A 24917-nucleotide genomic window follows, 5' to 3' on the forward strand; every position below is an offset into this window, starting at 1 on the left:
AAATCATGAGCGAAATTGATTATAAATCTTTAGGTAAAGTCGGCGTTTTGTTTGGCGGGCGTTCTGCTGAGCACGATATCTCCATCATGTCTGGCAGCGGCGTATTGGCAGCGCTGAAAAGCAAGGGCGTCGATGCGCATGCCTTCGATCCTGCTGAACGCAGTATTGCGGAATTAGCTGCTGAAAAATTTGATCGCGTGTTTATCGCATTGCATGGTCGATATGGTGAAGACGGCAGTATGCAAGGTGTGCTGGAACAGTTAAATATTCCGTATACCGGCAGCGGTGTCATGGCATCTGCGATTGCCATGGACAAAATTTTTACGAAGCGCATCTGGCAAACCCATGGCATCAGCACGCCGGGCTACGCTGTGTTGAACGCGCAATCTGATTTAGCAGCGATTACTCAGAACTTGGGTTTGCCGCTGATCATGAAGCCGCCGCACGAGGGCTCAACGATAGGAATTACTAAAGTGAATACTGCTGCTGAAATGCAGCAGGCTTATACGCTTGCCGCGCAGTTTGATGAAGTCGTGCTGGCGGAGGAATTTATTGAAGGGCGTGAATTCACTGTTGCCGTGCTCGGCAGAGGTGAGCAGGCTTATGCGTTGCCCATCATTGAAATCGTTGCACCGGATGGTAACTATGATTATCAGAACAAATATTTTACCGACGATACGCAATACCTGTGTCCCGCACCACTGGATGCGGTACTGACAACAGCGATTCAGCAAATGGCTGTCGAGGCTTATCGCGCATTAGATTGTGAAGGCTGGGCAAGGATAGACGTGTTGGTACGTAATTCGGATCAGCGTCCATTTTTGCTGGAGATAAATACCTCGCCAGGTATGACAGGGCATTCACTGGTACCGATGGCTGCCAAAGCAACCGGGATGAGTTACGAGGATCTGTGCGTTGAAATTTTAAAAACTGCGCGCTTGAAAATCCGTACTGAATCAAAGTAAAAAAGGAATAACTGATGTGGCATGACGTCAAACTGATGAACAACACGGCAAATGCCTTATTCGGCATGGTGCTGTTCATTCTGATGATGTCTGGCGTCTGGTGGGTGATTCAACGCCCGATGTTCACATTAGCCTCGATTCGGGTGGAAGGCATGAGTTCGCAAGCCTTAAAACACGTGAATGCGTTGACGATTAAAAATTCAGCCATTCCACGCATCAGAGGAAATTTTTTTACGGCGAATCTGGATGCAGTACGCGGTGCTTTCGAAAGCGTTCCATGGGTAAGAAAAGCGAGTATTCAGAGAGAGTGGCCGAATAAGCTGATTGTGAAACTGGACGAGCATGTTGTGTTAGGCACTTGGGGGGATGACGGTCGTTTGATTTCTGTGAATGGTGATGTGTTTACCGCCAATCTTGCCGAAGCAGAAGAAGATGCTGATCTGATTAACCTGAGCGGCCCTGATGGCAGTGAAAAAGAAGTGCTGACGCAGTATCAGGAATTTAAAAAATGGTTTTCTAGAATAAATCTTGAACCGGACGAAGTGAAATATTCCAGTCGGTATGCATGGAGCGTCAAGTTAAATAATGGCATGCAGGTAGAGTTGGGTAGGGTGCAGGACGGTAAGACTTTGCAGGATAGAGTGGATAAATTGATGACGGTTTATCCGCAATTGATATCGAGTCTGGAAGATAGTATTCAAAGTGTAGATATGCGTTATCCAAATGGATTGGCGTTGAAATCCAGCCACAGTTCCATGGGATTGAAAAAGCAAACAAAAGCAAGTGGAAAGACATGACAAAAGACGCAAAAAATCTGATCGTTGGTCTCGATATCGGAACCTCCAAAGTGGTGGCGGTTGTCGCTGAAGTCATGCCGGATGGCAGGCATGAGGTAATCGGCCTGGGACAGCACGAATCGAAAGGCCTGAAAAAAGGCGTGGTCGTGAATATTGAGGCGACCGTCGAATCGATACAGCGTGCGCTTGAAGAAGCCGAGCTGATGGCGGACTGTAAGATCAGTCGTGTTTATACCGGCATTGCAGGTAGTCATATCCGCAGCTTTAATTCCAGCGGCATGGTGGCGATTAAAGATAAGGAAGTCACCGCCGCCGACGTGTCGCGCGTAATCGAAACGGCAAAAGCGGTCAACATTCCGACTGATCAGCAACTGCTGCATACCTTGCCTCAGGAATTTATTGTCGATAGTCAGGATGATGTACGTGAACCGATAGGTATGAGCGGTATCCGTCTCGAAGTCAAAGTACATATCGTGACCGGCGCGGTTTCTGCTGTACAGAATATTGTGAAATGCGTGCGCCGTTGTGGACTGGAAGTATCCGATCTGATTCTGCAACCGATGGCATCGGCAGAAGCGGTGCTGACGAAAGACGAAAAAGAACTCGGCGTTGTTCTGATTGATATCGGCGGCGGCACGACAGATGTGGCGGTCTTCAGTGAAGGTGCGATTCGTCATACGGCTGTGATTCCGATTGCAGGTGATCAGATCACGAATGATATTGCGATGGCTTTGCGCACACCGACTTCGGAAGCGGAAGAAATCAAAGTGCGCTTCGGTGTTGCCAAACAAGTGCTGGCTGATCCGGCGGATACGCTGGATGTACCGGGGCTGGGTGATCGTGGTCCGCGCTCGTTGTCACGCCAGGCGTTGGCAGCAGTGATTGAACCACGTGTTGAAGAGTTATTTGCGCTGGTGCACCAGGTGGTACGTGAATCCGGTTATGAAGATGTGCTCTCATCAGGCATCGTTTTAACAGGTGGATCGTCAGCGATGCCAGGCATGGTTGAGATGGCTGAAGATATATTTTTAAAGCCAACGAGATTAGGGATGCCAGCGTACAGCGGACAACTTGCTGATGTTGTCAGAAGTCCGCGTTACGCCACTGTTTTAGGGTTGTTGTTGGAAGCGAAGAAGCAGTATTTGCGCGGTCATCTTGTGACAAGGCAGGAAGGTTCAGCAAAAGCAGTCTGGCAGCGCATGAAAGAGTGGTTTTTGGGGAATTTTTAAGTAGCTTTTTGTATCGTAATTGGTGTACTCATTTTATAATGGTTTGATCTACAGTTATTAGTCGCTAGTCGTCACATCTTGTGATCATTAGCGACTGGTAACTGCCTATCTGGAGGAGTCATGATGGAGTTCGATATGGTTGATAACGCCACACAAGGTACTGTAATCAAAGTGGTTGGCGTGGGTGGTGCCGGCGGCAATGCTGTTCAGCACATGATCAATAAAGGGGTTTGCGGCGTTGAATTCATCGCTGCAAATACGGATGCGCAAGCGTTGTTGCAATCCAAAGCGCATAACGTGATTCAAATCGGCGAAACCGGTTTGGGTGCCGGTATGAAACCGGAAGTTGGTCGCAAGCTGGCAGAAGATTCACGTGCCCGCATCGAAGACGCATTGCGTGGCGCGCACATGGTCTTTATCGCTGCCGGTATGGGCGGTGGTACCGGTACCGGTGCGGCACCAGTCGTGGCACAAGTGGCGAAAGAGCTTGGTGCCTTAACCGTGGCGGTGGTTTCCAAACCTTTTTCTTACGAAGGTAAGAAATGCATGGACATCGCTGATGAAGGTCTGGATGCGCTGACCCAGCACGTCGATTCGCTGATCATCATTCTCAACGAAAAACTCGAAGAGATTTATGAAGACGACAGCATGATCGAATGGCTGCAACATGCGGATGATGTGCTGAACAATGCCGTTGCCGGTATTGCTGAAATCATCAATGTACCGGGTCATATCAATGTCGACTTCAATGACGTGAAAACGATCATGGGTGAGCAAGGTAAAGCAATGATGGGTACGGCGACAGCATCCGGTGTTGATCGCGCACGCATCGCTGCTGAACAAGCTGTCGCATCACCCTTGCTGGATGGTATTGATCTGTCCGGTGCGCGTGGTGTATTGGTGAATGTAACTGCCAGCCGCAGCCTCAAAGGTAAAGAAATTAAAGAAGTCATGGCAGCTGTGCGCGCATTCGCAGCACCGGATGCATCGATTGCTCAAGGTATCGCATACGACGACACCATGGGTGACGATATCCGTGTAACGGTCGTTGCGACAGGACTGGGACGTGGTAAGAAAAATATTCAGCTCGTGCAAACACCGATGCTGCGTACCGGTACCAATAATGAGCCGATGATGGCTGCGGCGATGGCTACAACGACAGTGTCGAATGGTATGGCAAGCGCTGCACCAGCATTTGACGGATTGAGCAAGCCAGCAGTATGGCGTCGCGAATCTGCATCAGACACGGTGCGTGCGTTAGAAAAAAATGGCATGGAAACCTACGACATTCCAGCATTTTTGCGTAAGCAGGCAGACTGATTTATCTGTCGTCCTCATTAAAAAAGCCCGCATATAATGCGGGCTTTTTTTATTTTCGGCAAAATTAATCAAGGTACGCCCCGATACATCCGGGGCGTTATTTTTTAATTTCCGCTGGCCGCTTTGACAGCTGCAGCCGCGTCAACAATACCGGCTCCACAGCCGGGACAGTTTGCCGGTGCCGGGCGCGCGGTTTTGATCAGTATGCTGCGTACCTGCGCGGATGTCAGTTTAGGATTGACTGCCATCATCAGCGCGATCACACCCGCCACATGCGGTGTCGCTTGCGAGGTACCCGCCATCAAACCATACGTGGTGTCATCCGTCGCGACGGTTTTTCCGCTTGGCAGCGTTGAGAGGATTCTGTCTGCCGCTGTCGTAAAGCCTCCACCCGGCGCGGTGACGCTGACGGTCGCTCCGTAATTTGAATAACTTGCGCGACCACCGGTGATCGAGTTTGATGCGACGGTAATCACACCCGGGCAGTTCGCCGGACTCGACAGGCGTGCGTCAAGCGCTTCATTGCCGGCCGCGACAACAATCACTGCTCCATTCGCGATCGCACTTTGATAGGCTGCTGCATTTGTTTTACTGCAGGCATGTGTCCCGCCAAGAGAGAGATTAATGACATTCGCTTTGTTGGTGTTATCCGGCACGCCTTCGATATGTAATCCTGCAGCCCAGGCAACGGCATCTGCAATATCTGAACTTTCTCCGCCACATTTACCCAGTGCTCTTAACGGTAAAATCCGGGCGTTCGGCGCGACACCGGTAATTCCGATACCGTTGGCTGCCGCAGCAATTGTGCCTGCCACATGTGTGCCATGCCAACTGCTATCTTGTGCGTGAGACGGGCAATCTGTATCCGTTTTTTCTACCCAGTCACCGAGGTCAATCGCATCCGGGCCGCGAGCGCTGCTCACATCCTTTGGTAATGTAATGCGGGCTGTCGAGGCCTTGCTGATAAAGTTGTAGCCATACTGATTTGCGCTTCCGCCTGGTGCCGGGATCAGATTTTGCAGCAGATCCGGATGTGGACGGTAGCCGGTATCAATGACGGCAACGGTGACTTTGTCACCTTTACTGATATCCCAGGCTGCAGACAGATTCAGACCGCCTGGCTGTGTGGCACTTTCCTGCATATCCCATTGCGAGGTAAATAGCGGGTCGGTCGGGGTATACGCCGGGCGCAGAATGTAATCTGGTTCAGCATATTCGATAGAGCGGTCGGCTGCTTGCAGTTTCGCGGCGAGTGCCATCATTTGCGAAGGTTTTAACGCAGTATTTGCCCGATACACCCAGCCGCCGGTAACGATCTGACGCTTTAACGCAAATGTGGCGTTATAAGTTCTGGCAACTGATTGTAGTGCCGATATTCTTTGTGTCTGCACTTGTGCCAGCGCCGCTTTATTGCCGCTGAGGCTGGCCGCTTCGTTTGCATTGCTGCGCTCATTGCGGTACTTCACTATGATCTGAGTCAGATTTTCTGCTTCTCTGCGAGGCGTGGCAGTGGTGTTGTCCTGCTCTCTGACGGTGGCGTGCGCTGACGCACATATCATGGTGCCGAGTATGGCTGCGATCAGAGGTTTTGCTTTGAAAGCGAAAAATTTCATACGATGTTCTCCATTTCTATTCATGGCATTGATGCGATGGACGACGCTGATGTCAGCCGAGGTAAGGGATTTTTGTCAATGTTGCCGGAGCGGTTCCGCCGCCAGCCCACTGATCGCCCCAGGTAACGAAGCTGCCGTCTTTATTCACCGCGAGGAACGCACCATATGCAGTGGCATAAATGGCGCGGACATTGGTTAATTTTGCCGCGACGGCACTGCTGTCGCCGCCTTTCGTTTTCATGCCCCAGGTCACCACACTGCCATCTGACTTCAGTGCGGCGAATGCATATTTGTTGGCACTGAGAGCAACGACGTTAGTTAACTGCGCTTTCACTGCGCTGCTGTCGCCACCCAGTTCCGGATCGCCCCAGCTGACGACCGTACCATCACCTTTCAGTGCAGCGAATGCATATTCTGTCGCCTGTACTGATTTTACGTTCGTCAGGGAAGACTGAACGGCATTCAGACTATTTCCCATCCGTGGCAGATCACCCCAACTGATAACGGTGCCATCAGTTCGCAATGCGGCAAATGCCGTTTGCGTAGAGTAAATATTGCTGACGTTGGTCAGTGATGCTGTCAGTGAACTGGAATCGGCTGCTTCAATCTGAGGTGCAAAACCAAAGGCAAATGCGGCACCGGTGTTGGACACTGCCGCCGCCGCATTACCGCTGACATAAAGTTTCGAGATGTCTGCCAGCGTTGGATTAATTTCGGCCTCACCTGATTTTGCCGCGTAGCCGTAACCCCAGGTCACTACCTTGCCATCTTTACGCAAGGCGACAAAGTCAAAGTTATTCCCGACGATCTGCGTTACGCCAACCAGTAAGGGCTGAACTGCTGACGAGTTCCCGCCCGCATCCTGATCGCCAAACGTCACCACAGTACCGTCGCCTTTCAATAAGGCATACGCACCTTCGGTCGAAGCCTGCGCTTTGACGTCGGTCAGCAACGCCAGCGTGACAGGGTTGAGACCAGTTTTCGCATCACCGATATAGCCGTCCACGCCATCGGTGACGCCACGGAAATTTCCCCAGGCGGCAATCGAGCCGTCTTTTTTTGTCACGAAATAGGCGAGTCTGCCTGGCATGACGGTAGCGATGTTGGTCAGTGGGCTGGTGGCGATCGCGCCTGTTGCCGGATAGACTAAATTCGGATCGGTGACAGCGACATAGCTGCTGCCCCAGGCCTTCATTGTATTGTCGCTGAGTAGCGCTGCAAAGCCGCGCTCGGACGCGTATAACTGAGAAATGCTCGTGATTGCCGCAGCGGTGCTGGTTTGTCCGCCCCAGACCGGATTGCCCCAGGCCACGGCGCTGCCGTTTTGTAGTACCGCAAAAGCGGAAAGTGCAGTATGCACAGAATTCGCTGCGAGTTTCTGGCTGGCAGTAGCGCTTGAGCAGCTTGCCGTCGCAGTCAGAATTGAATTGGGTTGTGTGTCCTGAATGCTGGTGCCGCTACCCACCGCAACGCCAGAAGAATTTTGCCAACTGACTGTTGGCGTCGTGGCGCAGTCCGTGCTACTGACGACTGCGGTTAACAGCGCGCCACGCGCGCCGAAAACATCGATACTGACGGTTGGTGGTGTGGGTGGTGCGACCGCCGCCGGAGCACTGCTGCCACCGCCACAGCCTGAAAGCCCGTAACTGACGCCGATGCTGATCAGTGCGCTTGCAAGATATTTCCTGTGAATACTGCCATTTGCCTTGGATTGCTTCATTTGTATGCACCCCTCCATGTAATGGGAATTACCAGACCGAATTATTGATATTTAAGTAATTAATTGGACTATCCTAGCATCCGCATTGCATTTATGGAACTTACTGTTGGGAAATTACCTATAAAAATGTAAAAATTTTTACAACTTTGGTTTTCCTGAATTGACTTTATGACGGCGTCAGCAGCTTTTCGACAGCTCAGGCATACTGCGAGCTTGATCGCCGGAATGATCTGGCGTACCGGGCTATCGCAAGATAGTTAATTATTTGAATTAAACGAAAGGAATGATGATGAGCATACAAATTGGCGAACAGTTACCGGCAGGCAGCTTGGCAGAATTTGTCGAGGTTGCTGGCGAAGGTTGCAGTATTGGCCCGAATACTTTCCAAGTTGCTGATCTGGTCAAAGGAAAAACGATTGCGATTTTTGGTCTGCCAGGTGCATACACGCCAACTTGTTCGGCACAACATCTTCCTGGCTACATCGCGCATGCTGCTGAATTAAAAGCCAAAGGCGTTGATGAAATATGGTGTGTTTCCGTGAACGACGCATTTGTGATGGGCGCGTGGGGCCGCGATCAAAAAGCCACCGGCGTCGTGCGTATGATGGCCGACGGTAATGCAGCATTCAGTAAAGCGCTGGGTCTGGATGCAGATTTCAGTAAATTTGGTATGGGTGTTCGTTCCCAGCGTTATTCTTTGCTGGCAGTTGACGGTGTCGTCAAGCAACTGAACGTGGAAGCTGGCGGAAAATTTGAAGTATCCAATGTGGAAACCTTGTTAGCACAACTCGCTTAATTTTTAGTTTCCATGAGAGCAGCGCCGCCATTCTTTGGCTGGCGCTGTTTTTTTTATATAAATGATTTTTTTACCGCTCGTTTGCGGCTTATCTGTTTTTGCAACAGCGAATGACAGCGCCAGCACATTGGCTTGGCGTGACTCGTTATAATACCCGGATGTTAAAGCAAATCACTATCAAACAAGAAGTCAGAACCATAGGCGTGGGTCTGCATTCCGGCACCAAGGTCGAGCTGGTTTTGCGCCCGGCACCGGTGGATACCGGCATTGTTTTTACCCGTACGGATTTGACCCCGCCATTAGTTTTTCCTGCCAACGCAACCGGTGTCGGCGATACCCGCATGGCGTCAACTTTGTCCAACGGTGACGAACGGGTTTCTACGGTCGAGCATCTGTTATCTGCCTGTGCAGGACTCGGTATCGATAATTTGTATATCGATGTCAGCGCGGAAGAAATTCCTATCATGGATGGCTCCGCATCGTCGTTCGTTTACTTGTTGCAGGAAGCCGGGTTGCAACAGCAAGACGCAGCCAAGAAATTTATCCGCGTATTGAAACCGGTAGAAATCCGCGAGGGCAAAGGGGCCGCTGAAAAATGGGCGAGACTGGAGCCATATAACGGTTTCAAACTGCATTTCTTCATTGAATTCAATCACCCCGCTGTGGATGGCACGGTGCAGACCGCCGAGGTCGATTTTGAAAAAGTCTCGTTTGTCAAAGACGTCGCCAGAGCGCGCACTTTCGGTTTCATGCAGGATGTGGAAATGTTGCGCGGCATTGGGCTGGCGCGAGGCGGTTCCATGGAAAATGCGATCGTGATGGACGAATACCGGATACTGAATTCAGACGGTCTGCGTTTCGACGATGAATTTGTGCGCCATAAAATTCTCGATGCCATCGGTGATCTGTATCTGATCGGTCATCCTTTCCTGGCCAGCTACACAGCGCACAAATCCGGCCATGGACTGAATAATCAATTGTTGCGTGCTTTGTTGGCACAACCGGATGCGTACGAGATCGTGACCTTTGATGATGAGCAGAATGCACCCGTCAGCTATGCCGGACAAGCCACGCGCGAATGGGTTGCCGCCTGATTTCAGGGGAGTATGTCGTAAAAAACGCTTATTCTCAGCGTAAATAAAGGGGCTTAATAGATACTGGGGGGAGTATATTTAGGCTCTCAGCGGCTTCTATTTTCCGGTATTGATGTCTTAAGCTTCCATCCTCCGATCTCAATCAGGCAAAAAAATGGCTACCGCACGGTAGCCATTTTTCGTTGATCGCGCCGGTGCCGGTAATCAGGCTGCTTGCGCCGGTGTTGATGTGGTGCTGAGTTTAAAGCGTTCGCGTATCGCCTGCACGATGCCATTGCTATCGAGACCGCACTGGCTCAACAACAATGCCGGATCGCCATGATCGATAAATTTATCCGGCAAACCAAGGATCAGCAAAGGTTTGCAGATGCCAGCATCGGCCAGCGCTTCGGCAACGGCCGATCCGGCGCCGCCCATTTTGCAGCCTTCTTCCACGGTCACCAGAACATCATGCGAGTCAGCAAGAGTTTTCAGTAATTCGACATCAAGCGGCTTGATGAAACGCATATTCGCCACGGTCGCATCCAGAATATCAGCGGCGTGGAGCGATGGTTGCAGCATAGAGCCAAAGGCCAGAATGGCGATCTTGTTGCCCTCGCGTCTGACTTCACCTTTACCAATAATCAGACTGCTCAATTCAGTATCCGGTTTGACGCCGATACCGGCACCGCGCGGGTAGCGAATGGCGGCAGGCCCGGGGTAGTTGTAGCCGGTCGTCAACATCTGGCGACATTCATTTTCATCGGAGGCAGCCATCACGACCATGTTAGGAATGCAGCGCAAATAGGCGACGTCGTAATTGCCTGCGTGGGTGGCGCCGTCGGCGCCAACCAGCCCGGCGCGATCCAGCGCGAATGTCACATCCAGATTTTGCAGGGCGACGTCATGGATCAACTGATCGTAAGCGCGTTGCAGGAAGGTCGAGTAAATCGCGACAACAGGTTTCAGACCCTCGCAAGCGAGGCCGGCGGCAAATGTGACGGCATGTTGCTCAGCAATGCCGACATCGTAATAACGTTTCGGAAATTGCTTTTCAAATTCCACCATGCCTGAACCTTCACGCATCGCGGGCGTGATCCCGACCAGTTTCTCGTCGCTGGCGGCCATATCGCACAACCATTGCCCGAAAACCTGGGTATAGGTTTGTTTCGCGGACGTGCTTGGTTTGATCCCTTCGGCTGGATTAAATTTGCCGGGGCCGTGATACAACACAGGATCAGCTTCTGCCAGTTTATATCCCTGACCTTTTTTGGTGACCACATGCAGAAACTGCGGCCCTTTGAGTTGCCGGATATTTTGCAGTGTCGGAATCAGCGATTCGAGATCGTGGCCGTCAATCGGGCCAATGTAATTGAACCCGAATTCTTCAAACATGGTCGCAGGCACCAGCATGCCTTTTGCATGTTCCTCAAAGCGTTTGGCGAGTTCCAGCACAGGCGAAGGCAGTACAGATTTGCCGACGTTGCGTGCTGCTGCGTAAAACTTACCGGACATCAGGCGTGCCAGATAACGGTTCAGTGCACCGACCGGAGGCGAGATCGACATATCGTTGTCATTCAGCACCACCAGCAGGTTGATGTCTTCATGTACACCGGCATTGTTCAGTGCTTCAAATGCCATGCCGGCAGTCATGGAGCCATCGCCGATGATGGCAACCGCATGCCGGTCTTCACCTTTCGTGCGGGCGGCCAGAGCCATACCTAATGCCGCAGAAATTGAAGTCGATGAATGCGCAGTGCCAAAGGTATCGTATTCACTTTCATCTCTGCGCGGGAAGCCGGAGATGCCTTCCCACTGACGCAAAGTGTGCATGCGATCACGCCGGCCGGTCAGAATTTTGTGCGGATAAGTCTGATGACCGACGTCCCAGATCAAACGGTCTTCCGGTGTGTTAAATACGTAATGCAGCGCCAGTGTCAGCTCTACCGTACCAAGATTGGACGACAGATGCCCGCCGGTTTTGGAAACGGAATCAATCACGTATTGGCGCAATTCATCCGCCAGCGGTGCTAACTGATGGCGCGACAACAGCCGCAGATCGGCAGGAGAGTTAATTTTTTGCAGTAAATTCGTCATAGTTAAGTGCTAGTTATGCTTGTCGCTGCACGATCAGGTCAGCCAGATCCCGGAGCAGTTGTGCTTTTTCGCCAAAAGAATCCAGCGCGCCGTGTGCTTCGCGGCAGAGTTGCCGGGCTAATTCCTGCGATGCCGGCAGACCCAGCAGGCTGACATACGTCGGTTTATTGTCCGCGGCGTCTTTACCGGCTGTTTTGCCGAGTGTTGCAGAGTCAGCCGTCGCGTCAAGCACGTCATCGACGACCTGGAACGCCAGACCGATTGCCGCAGCATAGGTATTGAGCGCAGCAGTTTCTTCCGGATTTAATGTTTTGCCACAGGAAGCACCCAGGAGTACCGAAGCTCGCAGCAAAGCGCCGGTTTTTAAGCGATGCATTTGTTCCAGCTGTTCGCGTGTCAGCGCCAGACCAACACTGGCGAGATCAATGGCCTGACCACCACACATGCCGACCGAGCCGGAAGCATGGGCAAGCAGGCGCACCAGTCCGAGTCTGGTTTCTGCACTGGTATTTCCTTCGGAAAGAACCAGAAACGCCTGTGCTTGCAACGCATCGCCAACCAGCAAAGCGGTTGCTTCGTCATATTTCACATGGACGGTCGGCTTGCCACGGCGCAGCGCGTCATCATCCATGCATGGCATATCATCATGTACCAGCGAATAGGCATGAATCATTTCGACTGCAGCAGCGGCGCGATCCAGCGCTTCTTGCGGCGCATCGAATAATTGTCCGGCTGCATAGACCAGTAATGGGCGAACGCGCTTACCACCATCCAGCGCGGCATAACGCATAGCTTCGTGCAAATGACCCGGAACAACGGAGGCTTGCGGGATGAAAGCCGCTAGCGCACGTTCGCATTGATCCTGTTTTTGTTGCATCCAGACACGGAATTGTTGGCTCATGTGAGATCCTCATCCCCATTGTCTGCATGGAAAGATTTCAACATTCCGGCTTCCAATACTTTGACTTGTTGCTCCACTTTATCCAGCTGTGAAGTACAAAATTGAATTAATTCAGCGCCACGCTGATAAGCAATGACAGAGGCTTCCAGCGGCAGATCCCCGGCTTCCATTTTTGCCACCAATCCGGTTAGTTCATTCATTGCTGCCTCAAAAGAGACTGGCGTGTTGGCGGGATCCGGCTGGTTTGCGCCAGCGTTTTTTTTAGGCATATTGATATTTAATGACTAACAGCGCGTGAAATTACGCAAAAAAGAAATGTAACGTTCTATTTTAGAGCAAACAAGTCAGCTTGGCGGCGATTCTGCTTTTTTAGTCCCGATGTTTACTTACAATTTGAAATAATTGTTTCAGTTGGGAAACCGGTGTGCTTGCGAGTAGGGATTTATACTGAACGCAATCTGAAATTGCATTCAAAACATTTCCATGTGGAAAATATGCGTATATAGTGTGCTCAATGGCCTTTTTATTGACTGTATATTGCATCGTAAGTCACTGATCTTGTTGAAATAATCAGATTTCATCCGTGATATGCGCAATTCCTCAACTTCCACAATTGAGTGCCGTAAATATGAGTCTCATTTTCTACATTTGTTGCATCTGATAAGGTTTTCTTTTCAATTATGAGCGGTCTTCATCCATTACACGCAAAAACAGCGACGGGCTCTGCCGCCGCTGAGGACGTGTTGCGTGGATTGATTCCGCTGGCAACGCATCTGGTTGTGTCGCAACTGGATGCATTTTCTTCACGTTTGTCGAATGCTTTCCTGGCGATGTCTGAGCAAAGCATGGATTCGCGCGAAGCAAATCTGAGTTTCAATGCCGGGCAGATACTGAAAAAAAATGCGTATGCGTTTTATCATTTATCGTCTGCGGACGTAGAAAAAGCGTTTCGCCAGGAAGTGGATCTGCTGATTTCACCCAAGCAATCTGGAAACAGAGTAAGTACGGCGCCGGATGCAGATCTGAGTCTGATCAGTTATGAAGAAATGGATAAAAAGCTGGCTCTCAGCAGAGTCAGCCGCACAATAGAACTTGATAGCGCAGAGCAATATGCGGCATTGAACATGCGGCTGTCGCATTTGCTTGGACGAGAAACATTAAGTATTGCCCAGAATCCGTTCCGCCCGGATATTTTGCTGAATGCTTTGTACTCAGCATGGTGTCAGTTTGATCCTGAGGTGGGAACGCATGAGATGGTACTGCCTTTGTTACGGGCAGATATTTTGTTTGATCTTGAACCGATTTTGTACGAGATCAATTCGGCGCTGGTGAAGAAAGGAATTCTGCCTGATTTGCAGGATTCTTACAAAATTCGTCGCAATCAAAACAAGACGACCAGTCCGGCGGATGACGAAACGGAAGTTAAAAACGCGGAACAGGAAAGTCATTCACAAGACATAGCGCAAAAGCTGAAGCGTTATTTTTCCGGTGCGCAGAGTCAGCAACAAGCACCGCGCAGTAACGGCAATTACTCTGATCATTCCGGATTTGCATCCAATCCTGCTGAGTCCCGCCTGTTTCAGCATCTGGCAGAATTTCAACAGAATCTGAAACTCAATCAGATGATGTCCGGCGCAGGCGAGGTAATGCGCTTGTCGCAAATGCGCGAGCATGTTGCAGACGTAGCGACGACAGGCGTTGAAAAACATACGCTCGATTTGTTGTCGCAGGTCTTTGATAATGTTTTCCGTAATCAGGCAATTCCCGCGCCGGTAAAAGAACTGATTTCTGTTCTGCAGGTACCGGTATTAAAAGCGGCATTAATTGATAAAGAATTTTTCTTTAAAGATCAGCATCCGGCGCGTCGCCTGATTGATCTGTTGTCCCGTTACAGTTTGTCCTTGGATCAGAACAAAGGCGCACAGGATCCTCTGTTCCAGACGATGAAGCGCAATGTCGAAAGAGTATCGCAAGAGTTTGATCAGGAAATTGCCTTGTTTGACGAGGTCGTTACCGATCTTGAATCTTTCATCGAGAAAGAAGAACAGGCAAATGCGCAAGCATTAGAAGCACCGATCAAGAGTGCGATCCGCAAAGAAAAAATTAAGCAGGCGAGTATACATGCGAATCAGGAAGTCGCGATCCGTGTTGGTTCTGGCGAGGTCGTGGCTTTTGTCGAGACTTTCCTTGAAAGCCGGTGGATTAAGGTATTGACGCTGGCTTACAGTGTCAGAGATGAAAAGCCGCATGCGGTGCAAGATGCGATCAAGACGATGGATGACCTGATCTGGAGCGTGAAGCCAAAATTCACCTTGCAAGACCGACAGGAATTATTAAATCGTCTGCCGGCGATTCTGGCACGTCTGAATAAATGGCTGAGTCTGATTAAATGGGAAGATGCCGATCGCGTACAGTTTTTTGCTGAGCTTTCTGAGTGCCACGCGTCTATCGTGCGCGCACCGTTAGAGTTGTCGCCAGACAGGCAACTGGAACTTGCCGTTGAAGCTGCGCAGCAAGCGACCGAACGTCGCTTGGAAAAACGTGCCGAAGCTGAGAAAAATGCCTCGCAAGAAGAGCTTACCACTGACGATGAATTTGTCGATGTTGTGCATCAGCTGGAACGTGGTATCTGGATAGAATTCACTCAGGAGAATGCGCAGATAGCCAGAGTCAGGCTTGCATGGGTCAGCCCTATGCGCAGCCTGTATATTTTTACCGCGAGTGAAAAAGAAAAAAGTTTTTCTGTCACCGCAAAAAATCTGGAACAGGCGTTCCGTGAAAAACGTGCTCAGATTTTACAGTTAGATAAAGTCGTTGATCGCGCATTGCAAGAAGCTCTGGCGACGTTGCCGGATTCGCCGGACGCACAGCTGGAAGGCGAGCCCGCAGCCTGATTGATTGCTGCTCAGGCTGAGGTGGCAGGCCAGTTTCATCAGATATTTTTACTCATACGCCGTCAGGCGATTTTGTTCCTGAATACTGAAATACCGATCCCGTAATTGTTGTAGTGCCGTGATTTTGTCAGTCGTATTTTTATTTTCATCCCTGCTCAGCAACTGCCTTCTTTGCTCAAGATAGTTTGCGATCCGTGTTTTCCATTCTGCTTCTTCCCTGTCCAGATCGGCCAGTCTGTTGGCTGCTTCAGGACTGACAGCGGCCGCCCGCATCCGGTAAATATCGTCCTCGCTCGCACCGCTGGAACGTAATTGCTGCGCCTGTTCTTCCAGTCGTATGATCTGGTATGGCGCGCTCTTCGCTTCGCGAAGTTCCTGTGACATTGTGGCGTCCAGGGCTTGAAGTTTTTCCTGTTTTTGTTTATCGCTGTAGGCAGGGTTTTGACTAATCTCTAATCGTGCCAGTGCATCCATATCGTAAGCATCATCAAAGCCAAACAGCGCCTGATTGTCTTTAGCGCTAAAAAATTGCAGACGTAATTTCTGCATGCTTTGCCAACGGTTTTGCATCGCTGAGATCATGTCGTTGCTCATGTTATTTGTGTGACTTGTCGCTGACGCTCCGGTATTTTTCTCCAGATCGAGTAATCCCTGCTTGTACCCAAGGTAGCGTGCCAGTAATTCTTTTGCCTGCGTTGCTGCATGCGGCTTGAGTTTCTGATCGAGTACGTTTTCGATTTCGCGTTTAATGTCCGGAATGCTTTTTTCGCCAGTGGCAGCAAGGTAATAATCAAACATCAGTCGTAATTCAGCGTTGACGACCAGATTTCCATCGTCTGCTTGTGTCGCTTGTCCATCTACGCTGGTGCCTTCCATCGATCGTACAAATGAAAACATGCGGTCTTGAGGTGTCAGCCTGATGGCCTGCTCTTCGTGACTAGCTTGTTTCGACATCAGGAAAAAAGAGGCGACGATCAGACTGAGCGTCGCTGCCAGAAAAGTCAGATTTCTTGTTTTCATAAAATCCCGATCCGATATATTCAGAAAATCTTCAGCGCTGGTGTTTCTGCTTACAAGCCGCTATTTTTCAGGCGATTTGCATGCTGCCGGTATATCGTCACCGGATTCGTTTCAAAAATATTGACCAGGCCTATGGTCTGATTCACTTCGTCAAGATGGTTCATCGCGTAGTCATCGCGAATAACCTTGCCGAGATGGGATGAACAACTGCTGACCAGTCCGTCGTTTTTGCTACCGCCAAAGGCCAGCGAGGTCAGTGATAAGGCCGGATCAACGACGTCAAGAACATTGGTATATGGTTTTGCGCCGCTCCACGAGTAATACGCAACATTGTTGACCTGATATGCGCCTTCACCGCAAGCAGTGGTCGGTACGCCTTCCGGATGTTTACCATTGAATTTCAGCGAACCTGTGGTGCTGAGGGAATTGGCTGCAGCCAGTGCATCTTGCGATAAATTAGGCTGACCTGACAAGAAGCTGATGACTTTCGCCAGACCGTTAGTCACGGAAACAAGCACGCTGTTCGTCACAGAGCCCGGTGGCGCGATGCCCAAAATAATATCTGCCACAGCGGAACCCCGGTTGACGCCGCCGACTGAGGTGACTGATGCGACCAGATCTGGCCTGACCGATGCCACGTAGCGGGTCGTTGGCCCACCGTGACTGTGACCGATCAGGTTCACTTTACTGGCACCGGTGACTGCGAGAATTTGCTTAACCTGCGTCAGCAATTGTTCACCGCGCACTTCTGTACTGTTGGCCGCTGCGACTTGCGTGACATACACGCGCGCACCGTCTGAGCGCAGGGCCGATGGAATACCATACCAATAGTCAACCGGGCCAATATTGTCAAATCCAAATAAACCATGGACTAACACAATAGGATATTTTGTCTCCGTATACCCTGCCGCCCATGTCTGAGCGGGCAGGGCGCAGATGGCAAACAAAATCGCCATCAGCTTTGTTATCAGTGTTTTTTTCATGTTGATTCTTTCGAATAAGTTAATTCAAATGAAACCGGATGGGAGCGTGTTTGCACTGAACTTCTCCGAGTTCTGGTCAAATCAGCCAGAATCAGGCTAAGTTCAGAGAAAGGTGAAGACAAGCTGCTATGCAGCATAAAAGTTGGATTTGGTTAATGGAATTAATAATTTTCATCATATATTTGCGCTTGCAGCAAATTTTCTTCAGAGTGAGGCGGGTAGTAAGTGCCGTTTTTGATGCGGCGAAAGAGTGAAATTAGACGGTCTAATCTAAAAAACATCGATGTTGTTTGTTTGCCGATGCGAGAGGTCTGCGTTGAGGCGCGCGCCATATCGGTTTAATTATTTGATTTTTCTCAGGAAATCATTGCTTGCGGGGCGAACCTGCGACGATTCGGGTATAATCCGCGGTTCTGTCCAAAATTTCCTCTTCAAGTCGTTTGATCGTTTGAACTTTCGCCTGGATTGAAAACCCATGCGAAAACAGGTTTTTGTGGATTCTTTCTCTCTTAGGTTGGTGCAAATTAATTTGGGGGGTGGGGATGTCCGATCTGGCTTCTTTGTCTACACTCGCGCGTTCTGACGCGCAACTTCCGGTGCATGTCTATTTTGATGAAACGCTGTTACAGCGCGAAATCAAAGACTTGTTCCATTCTGGTCCTCGTTACGTCGGTCACGAGTTGATGGTGCCGAATCTCGGTGACTTCGCAACTTTAGTGTCCGAAAACGAAGGGCGTATGCTGGTCCGCAGCGCTCAGGGTATCGAGCTGATGTCTAACGTCTGTCGTCATCGTCAGGCGCTGATGTTTAATGGCCGCGGCAATGCAAATAATATTGTTTGTCCGCTGCATCGCTGGACCTATGATCTCAAAGGTGAACTGATCGGTGCTCCGCATTTTTCAGATACGCCGTGTATGAATCTGAAACGCACGCCATTGCAGAATTGGAATGGCTTGCTGTTTGAGCAAAATGGTTACAACGTCATGGAACGTATGGCGCAGCTCAGCGTCACCAAAGATCTCGACTTTACCGGCTACATGCTGGATCACGTTGAGGTTCATGAATGCGATTACAACTGGAAGACGTTCATCGAAGTCTATCTGGAAGACTATCACGTCGAACCATTTCATCCTGGCCTGGGTAGCTTCGTCACCTGTGACGATCTGCGTTGGGAATTCGGCGAAGATTACAGTGTGCAGACTGTCGGTGTGAACAGTGGTTTGCTGAAATCCGGTTCCGAGAAATACAGAATCTGGCAAGAGCAGGTGCTCAAATTCCGCAACGGCGAGCCACCTAAGTACGGTGCAATCTGGCTGACCTTATATCCGAATATCATGGTGGAATGGTACCCGCATGTGCTGGTCGTCTCTACCTTGTGGCCGACTGCCACTGGCAAGACCAGAAATGTCGTCGAGTTTTACTATCCGGAAGAAATCGTTTTATTCGAACGCGAATTCATCGAAGCTGAACGTGCCGCCTATATGGAGACATGTATCGAGGATGATGAAATTGGTGTGCGTATGGATGCCGGTCGAAAAATCCTGCTGGATCGCGGGGAAAACGAAGTCGGGCCTTATCAGTCACCAATGGAAGACGGCATGCAGCATTTCCATGAGTGGTACCGGAAAAAAATAGAAATCTGAGGTCGTTCAGATAGTTGAAGAGGGGAGGCGCGTGCCTCCCCTGTCTTTTGGAGTCAGGTTTTTATGCAGTCTTTGTGGATGTTGCTTGCCAGTTTTTTGTTTTCCATTATGGGTGTCTGCGTCAAACTGGCCTCAACGGATTATTCGACATCTGAAATCGTCGCTTATCGCGGCCTGATCGGCATGCTGATGATTGCCATGCTGGCCAGAATTCAGGGCGGGACCTTGAAGACACCGATGCCGTCTCAGCATCTGGTGCGTGGTGCGGTGGGTGTGCTGGCCTTATGGTTATGGTTTTACTCTATCGGTAAGTTGCCGTTGGCGATGGCCGTTACCCTGAATTACATGTCACCGATATGGATCGCTGCGATGATGCTGATCGGTGCCTGGTGGCATAAGCAGCGCGGCCTGACCTGGCAACCTATCGTCGCCATTTTGCTGGGGTTCATCGGCGTGGTTCTGTTATTGCGTCCAAGCATACATGCGAATCAGGTGATGGGCGGCATTATCGCCTTGGTTTCTGGCATGCTGGCCGCATGGGCGTATATGCAAGTCAGAAAAATGGGATTGATGGGTGAGCCGGAATATCGCGTGGTATTTTATTTTTCCATGACTTGTGCAATTGCTGGTGTGCTCGGTACTTTGATTGCTAAATCCGCACAAGCCTCCGCGCAAGAAATCGTCTGGCATCATCTGGATAGCCGCGGCATATTCTTGTTGCTGGCGATAGGTCTTACCGCCGCTTCAGCGCAGATGGCGATGACCCGTGCTTATCGCCTTGGTAATACGCTGGTGACGGCGAATCTGCAGTATGTGGGCATCGTGTTTTCCAGTTTGTGGGATATGTTGTTATGGGATGAGAGTCTGGCATGGCTAAGTTGGGTCGGCATCGCTGTGATTTTATGCAGCGGCCTGATTGCCACTTTTTATAATGCCAGAGCAGACCAGTCACCGGTCCACAGAGATGCGATTTGTTCAGAATAAAATTACCTGATAGTCCGCGATGTATTTTTTAGGAGAAGACGATGTACACCACCTTGATCAGTACCGCAGATCTGGCCAGCCAACTCAGCAGCGATGCAGGCCGTAACTGGATCGTGCTGGATTGCCGCCATGATCTGATGAATCCGGATGCAGGCCAGACAGCATACGACGCGGGGCATTTGCCAGGCGCACAATTTGTTCATCTTGATCAGCGTTTATCCGCACCTAAATTATCCGCCGACGGTGTGTTCCGCGGTCGTCACCCGTTGCCAGAGAAAGAGGCGTTTATTCAGACGTTGCGCGATCTGGGTATCAATCATGACAGTCAGGTCATCGCTTATGATGCGCAGGGCGGAATGTTTGCGGCACGTTTATGGTGGATGTTGCGCTGGGTCGGACACGCGGCGGTGGCCGTATTGGATGGTGGCTTCCCGGTGTGGACAGCACAGCAATTGCCGGTGACAACGGCGCAGCCTTCTGTACGTCTGGGCAATATCAGCACCCAGCCTTCTTTAGTTGGACAAGTAAATGTTGATCAGGTATTGGCAAATATAGACACTCAGGAATGCACGCTGATTGATGCCCGTGCAGCCGATCGCTATCGCGGTGAAAATGAAACGATAGACCCGGTCGGTGGCCACATTCCCGGTGCGCTGAATCGCTTTTTCAAAGATAACTTACAAGCCGATGGCCGTTTTAAAACTGCGCCTGAATTAAACGCTGAATGGCGAGCACTGTTGCCTGATCCAGGCAAAGCGATTATGCAATGTGGTTCCGGTGTGACGGCTTGCCATAATCTGCTGGCGCTGGAAGTGGCCGGATTACCAGGCGCAGCCTTGTATCCGGGTTCCTGGAGTGAATGGTGCGCCGATCCTTCCCGTCCGGTTGCGCGTTGATGCATGGCTGTACCGTTTAACGCAGCTTAAGGCATAAAAAAAGGAGCTTCTTCAGCTCCTTTTTTTATGCCCGTTGTGTTTTATCGGTGGCGTGTGACAAACAGCACCAGCAAGATTCCCATAGTGACCAGTATCACTTGTATTATCGTTTCCCGCATCGTTGCGCGGCGCTGCATTTGCGGCATCAGATCGCTGACGGCAATATAAATAAAGCCCGACGAAGCCATCACTAATACATACGGGATCAGATTGCTCGCACGTTCCAGTGTGAAGTAACCGATCACGCCTCCCAGCACACCCATCATGCTGCAGGCGAGGTTATACATATAAGCGCGCATGCGGCTGAATCCGGCATTCAGCAGAACAATGAAGTCACCGATTTCCTGCGGAATTTCATGCGCAATAATCGCAAATGCGGTGACAAAGCCTAATTCAGGATTGGCCAGAAATGCTGCTGCGATCAGGATGCCGTCGGTAAAATTATGCATGCCATCGCCGACCAGTATCATCCAGCCAGCTTTGCCTGCTTCGTGTGCATCATGGCCGTGTTCGTGATGATGTCCATCGCCCTCGTGATGATGTGAGTGGCGTAAAACAGCAAATTTTTCCAGCAGAAAAAATCCAAGTAAGCCCGCCAGCAAACAGGCGAATAAAGAACGCGTATCGGCTTTTGATTCAAACGCTTCTGGTAATGCGTGCAACAAGGATGTCGACAACATGATGCCGACAGACAGGCTGACCATGCGCTCGACCATTTTGGTCAGCAGTGAAAATGAAAAAATGGCAGCGGCAGAAATACTTAATACCCCGGCAATCGCGGTGGTAAAAAGGATGGATAACAGCGTGGAGTGAATTTTGAGCCTCGGGGATAATTTGCAACCAGGTTGCAAATTAAAGCACAGGCTGGCGATTTACGCAAATGCACGCATGCTTTTGCGGGTTGCCTCAATACTCATAACATTGATGGCAACCCGCATTTTTACAGCAGCAATCAGGCGACGCCGTTGGCTTTCATCCAGGCGACACAACGGCTCCAGCCATCTTTGGCATCGGCTTCCACATAGCTGGCCCGATAATCGGCATGGAAAGCGTGACCTGAATTTTCATAGATGTTGAATGCCGAGTGACTGTGACCTTGCGCCAGCGCCGCCTCCATTTTCCTGACTGATTCCACGCTGATGCCCGTGTCTTTCGCACCGTACAAACCGAGTACCGGCGTTTTCAGGCTGGCTGCGATATCCATAGGGTGCTTAGGCGTGAGCGCGCTGGCGTCACCGCTCAGGCGGCCATACCAGGCGACGCCCGCTTTGACGGCAGGGTTATGCGCCGGATACATCCAGGTGATGCGCCCGCCCCAGCAGAAACCGGTGATACCAAGGCGTTGCAAATCGCCTCCATTCTTGCCCGCCCAGGCAACCACAGCATCCAGATCGCTCATGACTTGTGCGTCCGGCACTTTAGAAATCACTTCCTTCATCAGTTCCGCAATCGATGCATATTTGCCGGCGTCACCCTGACGGATAAATAATTCCGGTGCCAGTGCCAGATAACCCAGTTTCGCAAAGCGGCGCGCCACATCCGCGATATGCTCATGCACGCCAAATATTTCCGAGATCACCAGTATCACCGGCAGATTACTTTTGCCTTCGGGCTGCGCATAGTAGAGCGGTACTTTCTGACCATTGATGTCGAGCGAAACCACACCTGCACTCAAGCCTTTGGTATCGGTTTTAATCACACTTTGCGCAAACACGGGCAGTGCTGCTGCCGCAAAGCCGACGCCGACTGCTGTCTGAATAAAATTTCTGCGATTGATGCCTTCATCAACATCCGTATGCCCGATCAGGCTGCGGCAGTCTTTTTCAAGTTGCATGGTGATCTCCGTTGGTATTTTGGGGGGAAGCTGCAAACGGGTGAGCAGCTGTGCGAAAGATATTAACCTGAAAAGAAAAATTATTCCGAAGCCGCCCCGGTTAGCGCAATCACTTCAACCATAGTTGGCATATACGGCACTTTGGCCGCGCACGATAACGTCAGCGCGGCATCGCGTTGTTGCTTTTTACGGTTTTGCGGTGTGCAACGTTGCCGCATCAAATAAGGCAGCTTTAACTAAAGCGCAATTCTGTTTTAAGGAAAGCATCGAATTATTCAACAATAGTTGAAAATCATTTCATCTGTGCAATGCGAAAACTGCATGGCTTCCTGTCGTACTATCGCCGCCATAGCGGCAATTGTCCGCACGCGCTTTTAAAACAATGGAGATAGAAATGGTCTGGAGTCAGGTTTATGACCCGCTAGGCAATATATGGTTATCCGCCCTCATGGCGGCGATACCTGTGGTTGTGATGCTGGGATGTATTGCATTTGGGCACATGAAGGCGCATTACGCTGCGGGTCTTGGTTTGGCGAGCGCATTGGCAGTGTCGATTTTTGGTTTCGGCATGCCTGCCGGGCTGGCATGGAATGCGGCAGGTTTTGGTGCGGCATTTGGTCTGCTGCCCATTGGCTGGATCGTGTTGAATATTATTTTCCTGCACCAGCTGACCATAGAAAACGGTTCATTTTCTGTATTGCAGGATAGCCTGACCGGCATCACCGATGATCGCCGCATACAGTTATTGCTGATCGCTTTCTGTTTCGGCGCATTCTTTGAAGGCGCGGCTGGCTTCGGTACGCCGGTTGCTGTGACCGCAGCGATCATGATAGGCCTGGGATTTTCTCCGTTGGCGGCATCAGGTCTGTGTCTGATCGCGAATACTGCACCAGTGGCGTATGGTGCGCTCGGCACGCCGGTGATTGCGCTGGCGGCTGTGACTGGCATCGATCTGATGCAGTTGTCCGGCATGATCGGTCGCCAATTACCCTTATTTTCTTTGCTGGTGCCGTTCTGGCTGATCTGGGCGTTTGCCGGATTCCGCGGCATGCTGCAAATCTGGCCAGCGATTCTGGTCGCCGGTCTGAGCTTCGCGATTCCGCAATATCTGGTGTCTAACTACCACGGTCCGTGGCTGGTGGACGTGGTCGCGGCGATTGTGTCTATGGTCAGCCTGATCCTGTTCCTGAAAGTCTGGAAACCGAAAAAAATCTGGACGTCGACTTCACTCAAAGGACATGAAACCGATTCCGGCGAACCTGATCTGGAAAGTGAAAAACAGCATGGTCATGAAGCCGATGCCGCGGCAGCGATTTTCAAAAAGCACGATACCCGTGCGCTGGTGCTGGCATGGATGCCGTGGGTGATTTTAACGGCGTTAGTGTTTATCTGGGGCATACCTGAATTCAAAAAATGGGTCGATGGTATTTCTGTGTTCAAGATTCCATTTACCGGTTTGCATAACATGGTCGAAAAGGTCGCCCCTGTCGTCACCAAGCCGCATAAAGAAGCGGCGGTATACACGCTGAACTGGCTGTCGGCCACGGGCTCCGGGATTTTCCTCGCGTCTGTGATCAGCGGTTTGCTGATGAAATACAAGCCGATTGATCTGGTCAAAATTTATTTCCGTACGATCTGGCTGGTACGTTATTCCCTGCTGACCATCGTACTGATGTTGGCGCTGGGTTATCTGACACGCTATTCCGGCACCGATGCCACGCTGGGTCTGGTGTTTGCGCATACCGGTGCTTTCTATCCTATCTTCGGCACCTTACTCGGTTGGCTGGGTGTGGCGCTGACGGGGTCGGATACGGCAGCCAATGTGCTGTTTGGCGGCCTGCAAAAAACCACCGCAGAGCAACTCGGTTTAAGCCCTGTGCTGATGGCGGCGGCCAACAGTTCGGGCGGTGTGATGGGCAAGATGGTCGATGCGCAGAGTATCGTGGTCGCCAGTACCGCCACACGCTGGTATGGACATGAAGGTACGATTCTGCGCTTCGTGTTTTTCCACAGTCTGGCGCTGGCGGTGCTGGTCGGCTTCTTCGTGTTTATGCAAGCTTACGTTGCACCGTTCACCTCACTGGTACATTAAAGCCGCATTACAAACGATAGG

General features: G+C 50.8%; 21 protein-coding genes. 11 read left to right on the forward strand and 10 right to left on the reverse strand.

The features are described from left to right. Nucleotides 1-5 precede the first annotated feature (5 nt). From H8K38_RS10505 to ftsZ, 4 genes are all read left to right on the forward strand, one after another. A complete protein-coding gene (locus H8K38_RS10505; protein WP_186884782.1) occupies nt 6-965 on the forward strand; it encodes a D-alanine--D-alanine ligase in 960 nt (319 codons plus the stop codon). Nucleotides 966-979: 14 nt separating this feature from the next. Next, nucleotides 980-1762, forward strand: coding sequence for a cell division protein FtsQ/DivIB (locus H8K38_RS10510; RefSeq protein ID WP_186884783.1), 783 nt, complete (start codon nt 980-982; stop codon nt 1760-1762). Beyond that, entirely contained in the window at nt 1759-2991 is a 1233-nt protein-coding gene (gene ftsA, locus H8K38_RS10515; RefSeq protein ID WP_186884784.1) for a cell division protein FtsA, read from the forward strand. The genes H8K38_RS10510 and ftsA overlap by 4 nt, the downstream gene beginning before the upstream one ends. Nucleotides 2992-3114: 123 nt before the next feature. Next, a complete protein-coding gene (ftsZ, locus tag H8K38_RS10520) occupies nt 3115-4311 on the forward strand; it encodes a cell division protein FtsZ (RefSeq protein WP_186884961.1) in 1197 nt (398 codons plus the stop codon). A gap of 104 nt (nt 4312-4415) precedes the next feature. On the opposite strand, the gene H8K38_RS10525 is transcribed toward ftsZ, so the two are convergent. Beyond that, complete coding sequence (locus tag H8K38_RS10525; RefSeq protein WP_186884785.1) at nt 4416-5924, reverse strand: S8 family peptidase; 1509 nt, start codon at nt 5922-5924, stop codon at nt 4416-4418. Between the two features lie 52 nt (nt 5925-5976). Next, nucleotides 5977-7644: a hypothetical protein gene (locus H8K38_RS10530; RefSeq protein ID WP_186884786.1), complete on the reverse strand. Its 1668-nt coding sequence runs from the start codon at nt 7642-7644 to the stop codon at nt 5977-5979. A 289-nt stretch (nt 7645-7933) separates the two neighbouring features. On the opposite strand from H8K38_RS10530, the gene H8K38_RS10535 reads away from it, so the two are divergent. Next, nucleotides 7934-8440, forward strand: coding sequence for a peroxiredoxin (locus tag H8K38_RS10535; protein WP_186884787.1), 507 nt, complete (start codon nt 7934-7936; stop codon nt 8438-8440). Between the two features lie 158 nt (nt 8441-8598). Beyond that, on the forward strand, nt 8599-9534 hold the full coding sequence (gene lpxC, locus H8K38_RS10540) for a UDP-3-O-acyl-N-acetylglucosamine deacetylase (RefSeq protein ID WP_186884962.1): 936 nt from the start codon (nt 8599-8601) through the stop codon (nt 9532-9534). A gap of 204 nt (nt 9535-9738) precedes the next feature. On the opposite strand, the gene dxs is transcribed toward lpxC, so the two are convergent. The 3 genes from dxs to H8K38_RS10555 are packed head-to-tail and all read right to left on the reverse strand — an operon-like array spanning nt 9739 to nt 12780. Continuing rightward, on the reverse strand, nt 9739-11610 hold the full coding sequence (gene dxs / locus H8K38_RS10545; RefSeq protein WP_186884788.1) for a 1-deoxy-D-xylulose-5-phosphate synthase: 1872 nt from the start codon (nt 11608-11610) through the stop codon (nt 9739-9741). 13 nt (nt 11611-11623) lie between these two features. Next, complete coding sequence (locus tag H8K38_RS10550) at nt 11624-12511, reverse strand: polyprenyl synthetase family protein (RefSeq protein WP_186884789.1); 888 nt, start codon at nt 12509-12511, stop codon at nt 11624-11626. Then, entirely contained in the window at nt 12508-12780 is a 273-nt protein-coding gene (locus tag H8K38_RS10555; protein WP_186884790.1) for an exodeoxyribonuclease VII small subunit, read from the reverse strand. The genes H8K38_RS10550 and H8K38_RS10555 overlap by 4 nt, the downstream gene beginning before the upstream one ends. A gap of 411 nt (nt 12781-13191) precedes the next feature. On the opposite strand from H8K38_RS10555, the gene H8K38_RS10560 reads away from it, so the two are divergent. Beyond that, complete coding sequence (locus tag H8K38_RS10560) at nt 13192-15405, forward strand: DUF1631 family protein (RefSeq protein ID WP_186884791.1); 2214 nt, start codon at nt 13192-13194, stop codon at nt 15403-15405. A gap of 48 nt (nt 15406-15453) precedes the next feature. Here the strand turns inward: H8K38_RS10560 and H8K38_RS10565 are convergent, their stop codons facing one another. Next, on the reverse strand, nt 15454-16425 hold the full coding sequence (locus H8K38_RS10565; RefSeq protein WP_186884792.1) for a lipase secretion chaperone: 972 nt from the start codon (nt 16423-16425) through the stop codon (nt 15454-15456). Nucleotides 16426-16475: 50 nt separating this feature from the next. Further along, entirely contained in the window at nt 16476-17408 is a 933-nt protein-coding gene (locus H8K38_RS10570; RefSeq protein WP_186884793.1) for a triacylglycerol lipase, read from the reverse strand. A gap of 542 nt (nt 17409-17950) precedes the next feature. Between H8K38_RS10570 and H8K38_RS10575 the strand changes: the two genes are divergently transcribed. From H8K38_RS10575 to H8K38_RS10585, 3 genes are all read left to right on the forward strand, one after another. Beyond that, nucleotides 17951-19051: an SRPBCC family protein gene (locus tag H8K38_RS10575; RefSeq protein WP_186884794.1), complete on the forward strand. Its 1101-nt coding sequence runs from the start codon at nt 17951-17953 to the stop codon at nt 19049-19051. Between the two features lie 63 nt (nt 19052-19114). Further along, on the forward strand, nt 19115-20035 hold the full coding sequence (locus tag H8K38_RS10580) for a DMT family transporter (protein ID WP_186884795.1): 921 nt from the start codon (nt 19115-19117) through the stop codon (nt 20033-20035). A 41-nt stretch (nt 20036-20076) separates the two neighbouring features. Next, nucleotides 20077-20931 (forward strand): sulfurtransferase, encoded by an 855-nt coding sequence (locus tag H8K38_RS10585; RefSeq protein ID WP_186884796.1) that lies wholly within the window; start codon nt 20077-20079, stop codon nt 20929-20931. Nucleotides 20932-21011: 80 nt separating this feature from the next. Here H8K38_RS10585 and H8K38_RS10590 read toward each other — a convergent pair whose 3' ends face one another. The 3 genes from H8K38_RS10590 to H8K38_RS10600 form a co-directional block, all read right to left on the reverse strand. After that, complete coding sequence (locus H8K38_RS10590; RefSeq protein ID WP_317889242.1) at nt 21012-21713, reverse strand: ZIP family metal transporter; 702 nt, start codon at nt 21711-21713, stop codon at nt 21012-21014. Between the two features lie 209 nt (nt 21714-21922). Beyond that, nucleotides 21923-22804: a dienelactone hydrolase family protein gene (locus H8K38_RS10595; RefSeq protein WP_186884798.1), complete on the reverse strand. Its 882-nt coding sequence runs from the start codon at nt 22802-22804 to the stop codon at nt 21923-21925. Between the two features lie 80 nt (nt 22805-22884). Further along, nucleotides 22885-23022 (reverse strand): hypothetical protein, encoded by a 138-nt coding sequence (locus H8K38_RS10600; protein WP_186884799.1) that lies wholly within the window; start codon nt 23020-23022, stop codon nt 22885-22887. Nucleotides 23023-23198: 176 nt separating this feature from the next. On the opposite strand from H8K38_RS10600, the gene H8K38_RS10605 reads away from it, so the two are divergent. Further along, a complete protein-coding gene (locus H8K38_RS10605) occupies nt 23199-24896 on the forward strand; it encodes an L-lactate permease (RefSeq protein WP_186884800.1) in 1698 nt (565 codons plus the stop codon). The last annotated feature ends 21 nt before the right edge of the window (nt 24897-24917 follow it).

Origin of the sequence: Undibacterium sp. FT79W (assembly GCF_014284215.1) — a bacterium.
Lineage (GTDB): Bacteria > Pseudomonadota > Gammaproteobacteria > Burkholderiales > Burkholderiaceae_D > Undibacterium > Undibacterium aquatile.